Annotated in this window: 12 protein-coding genes; 11 read left to right on the forward strand and 1 reads right to left on the reverse strand. The window is 41.5% G+C overall.

All coding sequences use genetic code 11. The features are described from left to right. Window positions 1-253: 253 nt before the first annotated feature. Window positions 254-1,285: a 3-deoxy-7-phosphoheptulonate synthase gene (locus ACTNES_RS10930; RefSeq protein ID WP_300336075.1), complete on the reverse strand. Its 1,032-nt coding sequence runs from the start codon at window positions 1,283-1,285 to the stop codon at window positions 254-256. Window positions 1,286-1,806: 521 nt separating this feature from the next. Between ACTNES_RS10930 and ACTNES_RS10935 the strand changes: the two genes are divergently transcribed. The 11 genes from ACTNES_RS10935 to xylB all read left to right on the forward strand — a co-directional run. Beyond that, entirely contained in the window at window positions 1,807-3,141 is a 1,335-nt protein-coding gene (locus ACTNES_RS10935; RefSeq protein ID WP_441039270.1) for an MATE family efflux transporter, read from the forward strand. 27 nt (window positions 3,142-3,168) lie between these two features. Continuing rightward, a complete protein-coding gene (locus tag ACTNES_RS10940) occupies window positions 3,169-3,867 on the forward strand; it encodes a metallophosphoesterase (protein ID WP_291807716.1) in 699 nt (232 codons plus the stop codon). 304 nt (window positions 3,868-4,171) lie between these two features. Beyond that, complete coding sequence (locus tag ACTNES_RS10945) at window positions 4,172-5,251, forward strand: leucine-rich repeat domain-containing protein (RefSeq protein WP_216461027.1); 1,080 nt, start codon at window positions 4,172-4,174, stop codon at window positions 5,249-5,251. 89 nt (window positions 5,252-5,340) lie between these two features. After that, on the forward strand, window positions 5,341-6,756 hold the full coding sequence (locus ACTNES_RS10950; RefSeq protein ID WP_291807715.1) for a vWA domain-containing protein: 1,416 nt from the start codon (window positions 5,341-5,343) through the stop codon (window positions 6,754-6,756). Between the two features lie 149 nt (window positions 6,757-6,905). Next, window positions 6,906-8,423: an ATP-binding protein gene (locus ACTNES_RS10955; protein WP_441039271.1), complete on the forward strand. Its 1,518-nt coding sequence runs from the start codon at window positions 6,906-6,908 to the stop codon at window positions 8,421-8,423. Continuing rightward, window positions 8,416-10,374, forward strand: a complete 1,959-nt coding sequence (locus ACTNES_RS10960) for a DUF5107 domain-containing protein (RefSeq protein ID WP_291807713.1) — start codon at window positions 8,416-8,418, stop codon at window positions 10,372-10,374. The genes ACTNES_RS10955 and ACTNES_RS10960 overlap by 8 nt, the downstream gene beginning before the upstream one ends. A gap of 138 nt (window positions 10,375-10,512) precedes the next feature. Continuing rightward, on the forward strand, window positions 10,513-10,950 hold the full coding sequence (locus tag ACTNES_RS10965; RefSeq protein WP_216461023.1) for a GatB/YqeY domain-containing protein: 438 nt from the start codon (window positions 10,513-10,515) through the stop codon (window positions 10,948-10,950). A gap of 134 nt (window positions 10,951-11,084) precedes the next feature. Beyond that, on the forward strand, window positions 11,085-11,933 hold the full coding sequence (locus tag ACTNES_RS10970) for an AraC family transcriptional regulator (RefSeq protein ID WP_291807712.1): 849 nt from the start codon (window positions 11,085-11,087) through the stop codon (window positions 11,931-11,933). 97 nt (window positions 11,934-12,030) lie between these two features. After that, on the forward strand, window positions 12,031-12,648 hold the full coding sequence (locus ACTNES_RS10975) for a DUF4867 family protein (protein WP_291807711.1): 618 nt from the start codon (window positions 12,031-12,033) through the stop codon (window positions 12,646-12,648). A gap of 207 nt (window positions 12,649-12,855) precedes the next feature. Then, window positions 12,856-14,337 carry an L-fucose/L-arabinose isomerase family protein gene (locus tag ACTNES_RS10980; RefSeq protein WP_216461020.1) on the forward strand — a complete coding sequence of 494 codons (1,482 nt, stop codon included), beginning with the start codon at window positions 12,856-12,858 and terminating at the stop codon, window positions 14,335-14,337. A gap of 273 nt (window positions 14,338-14,610) precedes the next feature. Continuing rightward, window positions 14,611-15,506, forward strand: an 896-nt coding sequence (xylB, locus tag ACTNES_RS10985; protein WP_441039272.1) for a xylulokinase, incomplete at its 3' end; no start/stop codon positions are given.

Consider the following 15,506-nt stretch of genomic DNA (forward strand, 5'->3'; position numbering starts at 1 on the left):
GATTTTTAAAATACAGCATATAATGTAAATAAACAAGTAAACTTGTTTTAGGAGAGGTCCTGCTTTAGTGGACGATTCAAAATGAAAAGAGTTGATCTTAAAGATTGAGGGTGTCGTTTCATTAGCTGTTTTTGATGAAACGACACCCTCTTTTGATTTAGCAAAACTGTAAATAGTTGTTTAACCAAATCAAGTAATTCTCCTGCTTCAATTGCGAATATCCGCTTGCTTTAGCATTTGTATTTGTTTAATATCAGCATTTCTCCGCAATATCATAAATCAGGCGTTCCGTATCTTTCCATCCAAGGCATGGGTCAGTAATAGAGCAGCCTGGGGTCATGTGGTCACTGATGTCCTGGCGGCCTTCGAGGAGGTAGCTTTCGATCATAACGCCCTTGACCAGTTTCTTAAGATCCGGATTGTAGTTACGGCTGTGAAGCACTTCTGTAACGATACGGATCTGTTCTTTATACTGTTTGTTGGAGTTGGAGTGGTTGGCATCCACAACAACAGCAGGATTCTTGAGATTTTTTTTTGTATATAATGCAGCCAGATGCATCAGATCTTCATAATGATAATTTGGGATCGTCTGTCCGTACTGGTTCACGCCGCCGCGAAGAATGGTATGTGCCAGATCATTTCCGGATGTTTCCACATCACATCCTCTGTAGATGAAATGATGCGGATGCTGAGCGGCAGTAACAGAGTTCAGCATAACAGAGAGATCACCGCAGGTAGGATTCTTCATACCAACCGGAATATCCATACCGCTGGCTGTGAGACGATGCTGCTGGTTCTCTACAGAACGTGCACCTACCGCTTCATAGGAAAGAATATCATCCAGATAGCTGCGGTTTTCCGGGTAAAGCATTTCATCAGCAGAAGAAAGTCCTGTTTCCTGCATAACTCTCATATGCATCTTACGAATTGCAATGATTCCGGCAAGAAGGTCGGGCGCTTTGTCAGGGTCTGGCTGGTGAAGCATTCCCTTGTAGCCGTCACCGGTAGTACGTGGCTTATTGGTATAAACTCGCGGAATAATCATCAGTTTGTCAGATACTTTATCTGCGACTGTTTTCAGTCTGCGTACATATTCGCAGACAGTATCTTCGTTATCAGCAGAACAAGGTCCCACAAGGACGATAAATTTATCTGATTCGCCGGTGAAGATACGACGGATTTCTTCATCGCGCTGTTTCTTAACTTCTTTCAACTTCGGGCTGAGAGGGTACTGAGATTTCAGAACCTCCGGCAATGGGAGCTCGTGATTGATTTTAATTGACATGATCGGTTTCCTCCATATAAATATCACGTGGATTTTTCTTAGATCACAGAAAATTTCTGAGAGAGATTCCGGTAATCTAAAAAGTCTTTCAAGTATTTTTAATTCTTATCAAGTATAACATGATGTCATTTTAAAATCCAGTACTTTAACACTTTAAATCGACAAAATTTGAGCGAATATCTTAGTAAAAATTGGTTAAATAGTATAAAACGTATGATAAAAGTGTAGCTGCCAGATTGTAATTAATTTAGCCAAATGTATTTATTAGTGGATTAATCAGGATGTAATCGTTTCTTTCTGAAAGATTGTCTGTTAGAGCACGGAGTGAACAGTAACATTAAAAGAAATGTCAAGAGGGAGTTAACATAGAGAAATATTGCTTACTTAAGTTGTATATTGCTATAATAAGGTCAGAGGTTATATAAATTATTGACCTTGTTTTGCGGTAAGGGATATAATTGATATTTGTTGATTACAAAATTTGAGAGAGTCATGTGATTTTACTAAGGGGGAAAAGAATTGTGGTTACAGACCTGACAAAGGAGCATCCGGATAAAACGCTGTGGCGTTTCCTGCTTCCGATGATGCTTAGTGTAATGTTTCAGCAGATTTATAACATTGCGGACAGCATGATAGTTGGAAAGTTTGCAGGGGAAGATGCACTGGCAGCAGTTGGAGCGTCTTATCCGATCACGGTGATTTTTATGGCATTTGCTGTTGGAATGAATCTGGGAACTTCGGTTATTGTTTCCAGATTGTTTGGTGCTGGTGACAGAAAAGGGGTAAAGAGAGCAGTAACGACTGCATTTGCGGCATCCGGAGCACTTGGAATTGCGTTGACTGTGTTTGGATGTGTGGCATGCAGGAGTATGATGGTGTGGATCCGTACACCGGAGAATATTCTGGCAGATGGAGAGTTGTATCTGAAGATCTACGTGTTCGGATTACTGTTTCTGATGCTTTATAATGTCTGTACAGGTGTCTGTACAGCGCTTGGAGACTCTAAGACTCCGCTGTATTTCCTGCTTGGTTCTTCTGCCGGAAATATCCTGTTGGATTTTCTGTTTGTTGCGAGGTTCCGCTGGGGAGTCAGTGGTGTGGCATGGGCGACATTTATTGCACAGGGGATTTCTGCAATCTTGGTGCTGATCACGGTGATTCGCAGACTTAGTGTGATGACTGCGGAGAAACAGCCACTATTTGATGGAAAATTATGCAGACAGATTCTGGCAATTGCAGTGCCGAGTATTCTGCAGCAGAGCGTGCTCAGTGTGGGAAATCTGGTAGTGCAGGCAATCATCAATCAGTATGGTTCTGCAGTTGTGGCAGGATATTCCGGCGCAATTAAGCTGAATACATTTGCTATCAATATTTTCATGACACTTGGCTCCTGCCTGTCCAGTTATACCGCACAGAATCTTGGGGCAGGAAAAACGGAGAGAATCCCAATGGGATTCAAAACAGGATTAAAATTGTCAGAGCTGACAGCATTGCCGTTCGTAATTTTATACTTCGGCTTCAGCCGCCAGATGATGAGTCTGTTTCTTAATGCAGAGAGTACAGGAGCATTGAATGCTGGCGTGGCATTTTTGCGGATCGTGTCGCCTTGGTATCTGATGATCGTAGTAAAACTTATGACGGATGGCATTATTCGTGGATATGGTGCCATGCTTTATTTTGTACTGGCAACTATTCCGGATCTGATTTTGAGAATTATATTTGCACTTATTTTCTCACAGAAATTCGCAAGTACAGGAATCTGGATGGCATGGCCGTTTGGATGGCTTGCGGCTACGGGACTGACGATTTTCTTTTACAGGAAAGTACTGAAGAAAATGCGATGTAACAATTTCTAAAGCCAATTAAGGAGGTACGTTTGGAGGATGAGTTTATACGCAATCGGTGATTTCCATCTTTCATTTACAGTCCATAAACCAATGGATGTATTTGATAAGAGATGGAAGAATCATGTAGTAAAGATCGAGAAATACTGGAAGAAAAAAGTAACAGCGCAGGATACGGTAGTGATCACAGGAGATCATTCCTGGGGACGGAATCTGGAGGAGTGCCAGGCGGATCTGGATTTTATTATGGCATTGCCGGGGAGAAAGATTCTGCTTCGCGGAAATCATGATATGTTCTGGGATGCGAAGAAAACTGAGAAGTTGAATGAGATGTTCAGAGGAAAACTGGAGTTCCTGCAGAATAATTTTTATACATATGAAGATTATGCATTGGTAGGAACCAAAGGCTACTGCTATGAGGGAAAAGACAGCTATGAACATTTCCTGAAGATCAGAGAACGTGAACTGGAACGTCTGCGCTGTTCTTTTGAAGCGGCTAAGGCAGCAGGATATGAGAAATTTATCATGTTTCTTCACTATCCACCAACAAGCATCGGAGAAATGGAAAGTCCATTCACATTAATGGCGCAGGAGTATGGTGCAGAGAAAGTGATTTATTCTCACTGTCATGGGGAGAAGCGTTATGACGACAGTTTCAAAGGATATGTGGATGGAATTGAGTATAAGCTGGTATCCGGAGATTATCTGAATTTCAAGCCGGAGCTGGTTTTGCGATGACAGTCAATTGTACTTTACGTAAAATAGAAGGAAACTGCCGTTTGGAATTGACAATTTTGAAACGTCCGTACTGTTTCAGAAAATCTTTAAATATGAGCAAGTTGCAGGCGTTTCTGGAAATTGGATGTGATAAATTTATATTATCTGGAAAAAATCCCTGGGAAGTATTATACTTTTCAGGGATGATTTTATTATGTCACAGCAAAATTTTCTGCGCCATAATAAAGTTATTTGAAATAGAAGTCTTTATTATAAATTGTAAATGGGAACATTTTTAAGAAAATGGATTTCCGGGGAGAGAGGAATGAAGATTTATTATAGAGAAAAATCAGGTGGAATTGAAATCCTGCGATGTTATGGGATTGAGAACAGGGTTGAAATTCCGGAGATGATAGATGAAAAAATAGTAATTAGTGCGGCACCATATGTATTTTCCAGTCATATGGATGAGACTGAAGAACTTAAGAATGCCAGTGTCTGGGAGCCGGAGGATGGTTTTGGATTTGGCAGAGAAGAACGGGTTCTGGCAGGAAATGAGGTAGAGGAGATCGTTTTTCCGGACAGCCTGCGAGAGATTGGAAGATATATTTTTTATGGGTGTGGAAATCTGAAGAAACTGGAATTCTCTGACAGTCTTATGCAGATTGGCTGTGGAGCATTCACTGGATGTCATGCATTGGAGAAACTGACTGTACACATGAAGCAGGGAAAGAAGTCTGGCGTTAAGGAAATGTTGGGGGAGATGTGGCAGAGGATTGACGTGACATTTCTTTATGCGGATAAAAAAGAGGCAAGACTTGTTTTTCCAGAGCATTATGATGAGGCAGTTGAGAATACTCCGGCGCGTATTTTATATACGGAATATCATGGTTCAGGAAGTAATTACAGGCAGTGTTTCTATAACAAAGAACTGAATTATCAGGAATACGACAAGCTGTTTGAGATGGCAGTAGTAATGGATAAGCTGGAAGTTCTGGTGGATATGTCATTCGGCAGACTGGAGTTTCCGTATGAGCTGACAGAGAAAGCCGGAGAAGAGTACAGGGGATATATCAGTAAAAATCTGGGAGAGATTGCAGTTTATCTGGTAAAGCAGGAAGATATACACAGACTGGAAGTTTTATCTGCACAAAAACTCTGGACACTGGAAGGAATCGATGCTGCACTTGACTGTGCATCCCAGAGAAAAGAGACAGAGATTTCCGCATTTCTTATGAATGAGAGAGCGGATTTAGTGGATAAGTCAGTTAGTAATGAGCGTGCAAATGTGGATAATCCAAAAGATTATCGGGAAATAGATGTAACAGCTCAGGAAAAAAATGAACGATCACATACTGTGGAGAAACAGTTGAATGTAAGACGGAAAAAGAGATTTGAATTATAATTATCTGGAACATTTCACTGAAGCAGGCAGTAAAGTGGGATTGCCTGATAATGAATAATAGATGGATAAGATTGTAGAGGAAAATAATTATGCAGCCAGAAGATAAAACACAGGAAATAGTAGAAACAGCAGAGCGTCTGCAGGCAATCGGCAGCAGTATTCTACGGGCGGCACGGGATGAACTATATTTGGGAATGCGCTTCCTGGATGTGGCATTGAGCAGTTTTTCTTATCAGATGGATGGTTCAATTCATGGATTTGGAACGGATGGAAGAGTGATATATTTCCAGCCGCAGATGCTTGGCGGGTTATATAAAGAGAACAGAATTCTGGTAAACAGAGGGTATCTTCATATGGTATTTCACTGTATTTTCAGACATTTCGCATGGCGTGGTGTTGGTAATAATATTATTATTGCCGGAGCTGATCAGTGGAAAAATGCGGAAGGTAGAGGAAATGATAGTACTGGAAAAACAAGTGAGGAACGTATGTGTGATTTAAGCTGCGATATCGCAGTGGAACATATCATAGATGGAATGAACTACCGCAGTATCCGTTTTTCCCGCAGTCTCCTGCGCAGAGAAACCTATCGTCTGCTTGAAAAAGAGGGTAAAACTCTTAATGCTCAGCGAATATACAAGATCCTGTCAGGATGGAATTTAAGTGAAAAAGATCTCACAAATCTGGAGCAGGAATTCTGCACAGATGACCACAAATACTGGGAAAGCAAAAAGCCGGATCAGAAGCCGAATCCTATGCTCAGTCGTAAATGGGGTGAGATCAATGATGGAATTGAGACAGATCTGGAAACATTTTCCCAGGAGGCAGGAGAACGTGACGGAGATTTTCTGGAACAGATTAAAACAGAGAACAGAAGTAAATATGATTATAGAGAATTTCTGCGGAAATTTGCAGTTTTCCATGAAGAACTGGCGGTAGATGATGACAGCTTTGATTACAATTTCTATACTTACGGACTTCGTCTTTATGGTAATATGCCGCTGATCGAACCACTGGAATCCAAAGAAGTGAAAAAGGTAGAGGAGTTTGTAATTGTCATTGATACTTCTATGTCCTGCTCCGGAGAACTGGTGCGTAGATTCCTGGAGGAAACCTATGGTGTACTCAGTGAGAATGAAAGCTTTTTTACAAAAATAAATGTACATATCATCCAGTGTGATGAGAAAGTCCACATAGATAAGAAGATTACTTCTCAGGAAGAAATGAAGGATTATATGGAACATCTGGAATTATACGGTGACGGCGGGACAGACTTCAGACCTGCATTTGAATGGGTGGATAAACTGCTGGAACAGCATGAATTTCGTAACCTGAAAGGCCTGATCTATTTCACAGACGGATTCGGAATTTATCCGCAGAAAATGCCATCATATAAGACAGCATTTGTGTTTATGCAGGACAATTACCGGGATGTGGATGTGCCGGTATGGGCGATGAAACTGATATTGGATGAGTATGATCTAAATGGATCAGATAGGCAATGAAAGTAATTGTCTGATTTGAAACCTGCAGATAAAAATGATAAGTTATGAAGTGATAAATTAAGAAGTATTGGTCAGATTATGAATAGGCAGATATGTTAAAATAACAGATTAAAATAGAGAACTTTCAGTAACAGGAAAGGATTTACATTATGGATATAAAACGAGCAAAACAGGAGATTAAAGATTCAATAGAAGCATACCTTGCAAAGGATGAATTTGGAAACTATCTGATTCCGGCAATCCGTCAGAGGCCGATCCTTCTGATGGGGGCACCGGGTATTGGAAAAACGCAGATTATGGAGCAAATTGCCAAAGAATGCAAGGTAGGTCTGGTGTCTTACACTATTACCCACCACACCCGCCAAAGTGCAGTAGGGCTTCCGTTTATCAAAGAGAAAACCTTTGGAAGTGAGATTTTTTCTGTCACAGAATATACCATGAGTGAGATCATTGCATCCGTCTACGAGAAGATGGAGAAGACAGGCTTAAAAGAAGGAATTCTCTTTATCGATGAGATCAACTGCGTATCAGAAACTCTGGCGCCGATGATGCTGCAGTTTCTTCAGGGAAAGACCTTCGGTAACCAGAAAGTCCCGGAAGGATGGGTGATCGTAACTGCAGGAAACCCTCCGGAATACAATAAATCTGTCCGTGAATTTGATGTAGTAACCCTGGACAGAATTAAGCGAATCGATGTCCAGCCGGACTTTGAAGTATGGAAAGAATATGCTTATGAACAGGGAATCCACCCTGCCGTCATCTCTTATCTGGAGCTTCGCAGAAAGAATTTCTACAGAATGGAGAATACAGTAGATGGTCGTATTTTTGCCACTGCCAGAGGATGGGAAGACCTTTCCAGACTAATTCAGGTGTACGAAACATTGAATAAAGAAGTAGACAGAGAAGTGGTATATCAGTATATACAGCATCCAATGATCGCGAAAGATTTTGCAGCGTATCTGGCACTATATAACAAATACAAGACAGACTATGCAGTAGAAGATCTGCTTCAGGGAAAATGGTCACAGCTTACTATACAAAAGATCAGAAATGCATCTCTGGACGAGCATTTAAGTCTGGTAGGACTTCTGAATGGAAAATTAAGCCAGTTATTTACGGAATGTTATCTTATGGATTCCTATGTAACAAAACTGTACAAATATATGGTATATTATAGAGACAACCTTGCTGATATTTCTCTGAAAGCGATCTGTCAGAAAGCGGCGGATGATCTGGAGACAGCAAGAAAATCCGAACTGCTGACTGCAAACGAGGAGAAAACGCTTCTCAGAGTCAATGCTTTTCTGGAAAAAATCTGGATGGAGCTGGAAGGTCTGACACAGAGCGAGCAGGATATCTATGAGAAAGTAAAAGCAGCTTTTTCCGCAGAAGCAGACAGTCTGGAAGAACAGACAGAAGCTGCTTCACAGACCTTGCAGAATGTTTTTGATTTTATGGAAGCGGCTTTTGGAGACAGCCAGGAAATGGTGGCATTTATTACGGAACTGAATGCAAACTTTTACAGTATCTGGTTCATCCGGGAAAATGGTTCTGATCAGTATTACCGTCACAATAAGGGCTTATTATTTGACGATAGACAGAAACTGATACTGGGACAGATGGAGGAACTGGAGAACACGATGAAACGGGGGATTACGGATGTCTGAGTTAAGATTTGAGACAAAGAAGATCAGGGTAGCCGATTTGGGAAAGGAGAGCTGTGTGCCGGATCTCCTTGGTGAGCTGACCATGCAGAACAGTCTGGAATTTCATCTGGATGAAACGGATGAGATTTATGAGGGGTATGGAAGGGTAAAGAATGCTTATCCATATCGTCAGAGAAACACGTATACAAGAGAACTCAAAGAGCAGGAAGTAAAGACAGCAATTCTGGAGAACCGCTATTTGAAAGCTGTATTTCTTCCTGAATTTGGAGGCAGATTATGGGAACTCTGGGATAAATATACAGGTAGAAATCTGCTTTACACCAATGATGTTCTTCAGTTTAGCAATCTGGCAGTGCGCAATGCGTGGTTCAGCGGTGGTGTAGAGTGGAATATTGGTATTATCGGACATACTCCATTTACAACAGAACCGCTTTATACTGCCCAGACAACGAATGAGAACGGAGAGCCGGTCCTGCGTATGTATGAGTATGAACGGATCCGAAAAGTAACTTATCAGATGGATTTCTGGCTGGAAAAAGACAGCAGCTTTTTGAACTGCAGAATGCGTATTGTGAATGAAGGAAAAGAGGTTGTTCCAATGTATTGGTGGAGCAACATGGCAGTTCCGGAATATAAGAAAGGAAGGGTCATTGTACCGGCAGTACAGGCATTCACGTCCAGTGGAAATCAGGTGACAAAAGTGGAGGTCCCGATGGTGAATGGCACAGATATTTCCGATTATACTTCTATAAAGAAGTCCGTAGATTATTTCTTTGACATCCCGGATGGATGCCCGAAATTTATTGCAAATGTAGATGAAACCGGCTATGGTTTGCTTCAGATTTCCACAGATCGTCTGCGCAGTCGTAAACTCTTTTCCTGGGGAAATCAGGAGGCTTCCAATCACTGGCAGGAGTATCTCACAGACAAGGCAGGACGTTATCTGGAAGTGCAGGCCGGACTTGCAAAGACACAGTATGGATGCATTCCGATGGCACCTCATACAGCCTGGGAATGGATGGAACAGTATGGCTCTGTTAATATTTCCGAAGGAGTACTTGAGAAAGAATATAAAGAACGTACAGCGCTGGTAACAGGCAGAATCCTTGAGTCTGGTTTACATGAAAAGCTGAACGAGAAACTGGAAACTTCTAAAGCAATGTCAAGAAAAGAAGCACAGCTTGTATATATAGGAAGTGTGTATGGTGCTCTTGCAGCGCATGGAGAAGGCACAAAGCATCTGAAATTCTTTGAAGAAAATAAGGATGAAACACAGGGAGAACTTTCAAAACAAGCGGAATCTCTGAAAAATTGGAAACGCTTTTTTGAAACAGGAATTTTACATTGTCCACAGCCGTTGGAAATGCCGGAAGAGTTTCTGATCGATGAGACAAATGTAGATTTCCTGGAAGCTCACATGGAAGAAAATGCACAGAACTGGTACGCTTATTATCAGCTTGGCTTGGGATACTATCGCAAAGAAGACTACGAAAAAGCAGAGAAAGCTTTTGATGCTTCTTTGAAATTAAAGGAGAGTGCATGGGCGTTCCATGGTCTGAGTTGTGTGAAACTGATGCAGAATGACAAAGACCAGGCAGGGGTATATATTCTTCAGGGAATGGCATTTAAACGCAAAGAACTTTCCTATCTGAAAGAAGGATTCCGTATTCTTCTGCTTGCAGAGAAGTACGAAGAACTGAGCCGTTTCTATCGGAAACTGGACAAAGAAGAACAGGAAGACAGCAGACTGAAACTTGGGTATGTGCAGGCACTTCATGGCTTGAAACAAGATAAAAAAGCGCTTGATCTGCTGGAAGGCAAGGGCGGTTTGATACCGGATGATATCCGTGAAGGTGAAGATTCCCTAGGAGAAATCTGGCAGGAACTGTACCAAAGTGTATATAAAAAAGAGGGAAAACTTCCATATAAATTTAATTTTCATGCGAATTAGCATTGGATTTTCAGATAAATCGTGGTATGCTGATTACTAGATAATGATTTAAATGAAGTGTATCGGAAGCACAAGCGAATTTGAAGTTATGTGTGTAATTGATACAGGAATCAGATCAGAAACGAGGAGGAACATAAAATGGAACTTGAAGTATTAAGAAAAGACATGGTTGCAGCTATGAAAGCCAAAGATAAAGTAACAAAGGAAGCTGTATCTTCTTTGATCTCCGCAGTAAAGAAAGTAGCCATCGATGAGGGTTGCCGTGATGAGATCAAGAGTGATCTGGTAGACAGAGTAATCCTGAAAGAGCTGAAAACTGTAAAAGAACAGCTGGATACCTGCCCGGAGAGCCGTGAGGATCTGAAAGCAGAATATCAGGCAAGATATGATGTAATCGCAAAATATGCTCCGAAGCAGATGGATGCTGCAGAGATCAAGGCATATCTGGAAGAGAAATTTGCAGAAGTTCTTGCAACAAAGAACAAAGGACAGATCATGAAAGCTGTTATGGCAGATCTGAAAGGAAAAGCAGATGGTAAGGTGATCAATCAGGTGGTTGCAGAGATCTGTAAATAAGAATTTTGATAAGATGATGACCGCAGTGTGGGTTGAGAGGCCGGATGCTGCGGTTATTTTTCTGCGCTGGATATTGGCTGATAGAAAAAAATGTGGGGAAAAAGTTGATTTGTAATGGAGAGAGGTGAAGTGATATGGAATTTCAGCATGAACTGATCATTCCCAATGAGGGGCTGCCGTTTAAAGTTTTTTTATTTGAGGGTGGAAATGGAAATTATGTGAGGGAGAAGCACTGGCATACTTCGATTGAGATTTTTGCGGTTCTGGAGGGGCATCTGGAGTTTTTTATGAATAAGGAGGAGTATCCGCTGAAGGCGGGTGAGCAGCTTATTATTAACTCCAATGAGATTCATTCCATACGTGCAGTGGAGAAGAATAAGACGGTAGTGCTTCAGATACCTTTAAAGCAGTTTGAGAATTATTTTACGGCGCAGAGGTTTATCCGGTTCAGGAGTCAGAACGAGACGGCGGATGTGAAGCTGGCTTCTCTGATCAAGAAGTTGTATAAGGTTTATACGGCAAGGGATGTGGGATATGAGTTTCGGACGATGTCTCTGTTTTATGAGATTATGTATATGCTGGTCAAAGATTACCGGTTGACGGAGGTTCACGAGAAGGAGATAAGGCATAGCAGGAGACTGGATGCTTTGTCAAAAATTACCACTTATATGAGAGAACATTATAATGAAGATCTGAAACTTTCGGACCTGGCATCTACATTTGGTTATTCTGACGCATATTTGTCGCGAATGTTCCAAAAATATGCAAAAGTTAACTATAAAACATATTTACAGGATATTCGTATGGCATATGCGTACAGAGATCTGTTGAATACGGACCGTACGATTAGTCAGATTGCACTGGATAACGGATTTTGCAGCAGTCGCGGTTTTTCGGGGGAATTTCAAAAAAGATATGGAGTCCTGCCGAGTGAGATGAGAAAACAGATAGGTCAAAAAGGTCAAAAAAACGCCATAGAATAGTCAAGAAAAATGGCGAAAAGACTTCGCCTGTCTGCTATACTCGAAGCACAGTAAAGATAACGTGACACCCCCGAAAGGGGAAAAGGAGGTTTTTCTGGTGAAAATTCAGAATGTAGCAGATGCTTCCTTCCACAAATATGGAAAAGTGCTGGAAGGATATGACTTTAGTGCTCTTCTTAAAGAGATGAAACACACACCGGTTCCGGATGATGTGGTTTATGTTCCTTCTGTAGAAGAACTGGAGGCTCTGGATGTAGCGAAAGCATTGCAGAACAAGGGATTCGGCGGGATTCCGATTGAGATTGGATACTGCAACGGACATAATAAGAAATTAAATGCTGTAGAATATCATCGCAGTTCCGAAATCAACGTAGCAGTAACAGATCTGGTGCTGCTCATCGGAAGTCAGCAGGATATCACTGATGAACTTACATATGACACTTCTAAGATCGAAGCATTCTTTGTACCGGCAGGAACAGGTATTGAAGTGTATGCAACAACACTTCATTATGCACCATGCAATGTACAGGATGGCGGATTCCAGTGTGTAGTCGTACTTCCGGCAGGAACAAACACAGAGCTTACATTTGAAACAGCAAAAACTGGCGAGGACAGCCTGCTGACAGCAAAGAATAAATGGCTCATTGCACATGAGGATGCAGCGATCGAAGGTGCAGTAAACGGACTTCGCGGAGAGAATATTACGATTAACTGATCCCTGGCTCTTTTTGATAAACTGCAGAGCAGTTATTTGGAGATAAGCAGATAGCGAATGTGGGTGCGTTTATCTGTCTGATGCAGTCCTGAATATTTGAGAATGTGATATCTGCATATGAGGGATATTTTAAGACCGCTGTAAATGAAAGTGAAACGACAAAATAATAAAAATAAAAAAGAATATAAAATATGGAGGAATGATACTATGAACAATATACCAGTAGTAAAACTTGGATTAATCGCAGTAAGCCGTGACTGTTTCCCGATTCAGCTTTCTGAAAAGAGACGTGCAGCGATCAAAGCAGCTTACCAGGGTGAACTTTATGAATGTCCGGTAACTGTTGAGAATGAAAAAGATATGGAAAAGGCTCTTGAGGATGTAAACAAAGCAGAGTGTAATGCACTGGTTGTTTTCCTTGGAAACTTCGGACCGGAAACTCCGGAAACACTTATTGCAGAAAGATTTGACGGACCGTGCATGTATGTAGCTGCAGCAGAAGGCGACGGCGACATGATCAATGGCAGAGGTGATGCTTACTGCGGTATGCTCAACTGCTCATACAATCTGAAAATGCGTCATCTTGAAGCATATATCCCGGAATATCCGGTTGGAACAGCTACAGATATTTCCAAAATGATCGCTGATTTCGTGCCGATCGCACGTGCAGTTATCGGTGTTCGTAACCTGAAGATCATTACTTTTGGACCACGTCCTCAGGACTTCTTTGCTTGTAATGCACCGATTAAGGGACTTTATGAACTGGGTGTTGAAATTGAAGAGAACTCAGAGCTTGACCTTCTTGTTGCGTTTAAAGAGCATGAAAACGATCCTCGTATCCCGGAAGTATGTGCAGATATGGCAAAAGAGATGGGCGAAGGCAAATATTATGCTGACCTTAATGTTAAAATGGCACAGTTCGAGCTTACTCTTCTTGACTGGGCAGAAGCTCATAAGGGAGCAAGAAAATATGTTGCATTTGCTGATAAATGCTGGCCTGCATTCCCGTCACAGTTTGGATTTGAACCTTGCTATGTAAACAGCCGTCTTGGATCAAGAGGAATTCCGGTAGCTTGTGAGGTTGATATCTACGGAGCACTCAGCGAATATATCGGACTTTGCATTTCCAATGATGCAGTTACATTACTTGATATCAATAACTCTGTTCCACAGTACATCTATGATGAAGATATCAAAGGAAAATATGACTATAAACTTACAGACACATTCATGGGATTCCATTGTGGAAATACTCCGGAGTGCAAGATGTGCGAGTCCAGAGCTGTTAAATATCAGCTGATCCAGCACAGACTTCTTGAGCCTGCAGGATCTGAACCAGACTTCACAAGAGGAACTCTTGAAGGCGATATCGCTGCTTCTGATATCACATTCTATCGTTTACAGTGCAACTCTCAGGGTGAACTGGTATCCTATGCTGCAGAAGGTGAAATCCTGGATGTACCTACAAGATCATTCGGTGGTATCGGTATCTTTGCAATCAAAGAAATGGGAAGATTCTACCGTCATGTTCTGATCGAAGGCAACTATCCGCATCACGGAGCTGTTATGTTCGGACATTATGGAAAACTCTTCTATGAAGTACTTAAATTACTTGGAATCGATGTAAATAAGATCGGTTACAACCAGCCGGCAGGCGTAAGATACCCAACAGAAAATCCTTGGGGCTAATCAGAAATTAACAAAACGGAGTGCAGATATCCACGGGATATAGCTGAATCCGAATAAAGAATAAACAGACTGACACGATTATTCATAAAGCATCCCGGGGTTTTGCCCTGGGATGTATTAGATTAGAAGAATATGAGAAATTAAGTCAGTAAAAATTTACAGAGAATAATCTTTGTACAATAAATATATTTTGGAATTGGTTTGCACAGTAATGAATCAGGCTGCTTACTGAAAATGAAAAGTACAGCCGCATAAAGAGAAAAGGAGAGAACTATGTATTATATTGGTATTGACCTTGGTACTTCCGCTGTAAAACTTCTTCTTATGGAAGAATCAGGAAAAATCTGCAACATCGTATCCAGAGAATATCCATTATTTTTCCCTCATCCAGGCTGGTCTGAGCAGAAACCGGAAGACTGGTTTGCACAGAGCATGGAAGGTATGAAAGAACTGACAAAGGATATCGACAGAAGTCAGGTAGCCGGAATTGGTTTCGGTGGACAGATGCATGGTCTTGTTACTCTTGATAAAGATGATAACGTAATCCGTCCTGCAATCCTCTGGAATGACGGACGTACAGGTGAAGAGACAGAATACCTGAATACAGTGATCGGAAAAGAGAAACTTTCTGAGTACACAGCAAATATCGCTTTCGCAGGCTTCACAGCACCAAAGATCCTCTGGATGCAGAAAAATGAACCGGAGAATTTTAAGAAAGTAGTAAAGATCATGTTGCCAAAAGATTATCTGGCATATCGTCTGTCTGGCTCCTTCTGCACAGATGTTTCCGATGCTTCCGGTATGCTTCTTCTTGATGTAAAGAACCGCTGCTGGTCAAAAGAAATGTTGGATATCTGCAAAATTACAGAAGAACAGCTTCCGAAACTGTATGAGAGCTGGGAAGTAGTAGGAACTCTGAAACCGGAGATCGCAAAAGAACTTGAATTCAGTGAAAATGTAAAGGTTGTTGCAGGTGCAGGCGACAATGCAGCAGCTGCTGTAGGAACAGGTACAGTTGGTGACGGACAGTGCAATATTTCTCTTGGAACATCCGGAACTGTATTTATTTCCAGCAAAAATTTCGGCGTAGATGAAAATAATGCACTGCATTCTTTCTGCCATGCAGATGGAAGTTATCATCTGATGGGATGTATGCTCAGCGCAGCTTC

This window comes from Blautia sp. HCP3S3_D9 (assembly GCF_052063845.1).
Lineage (GTDB): Bacteria > Bacillota > Clostridia > Lachnospirales > Lachnospiraceae > Blautia_A.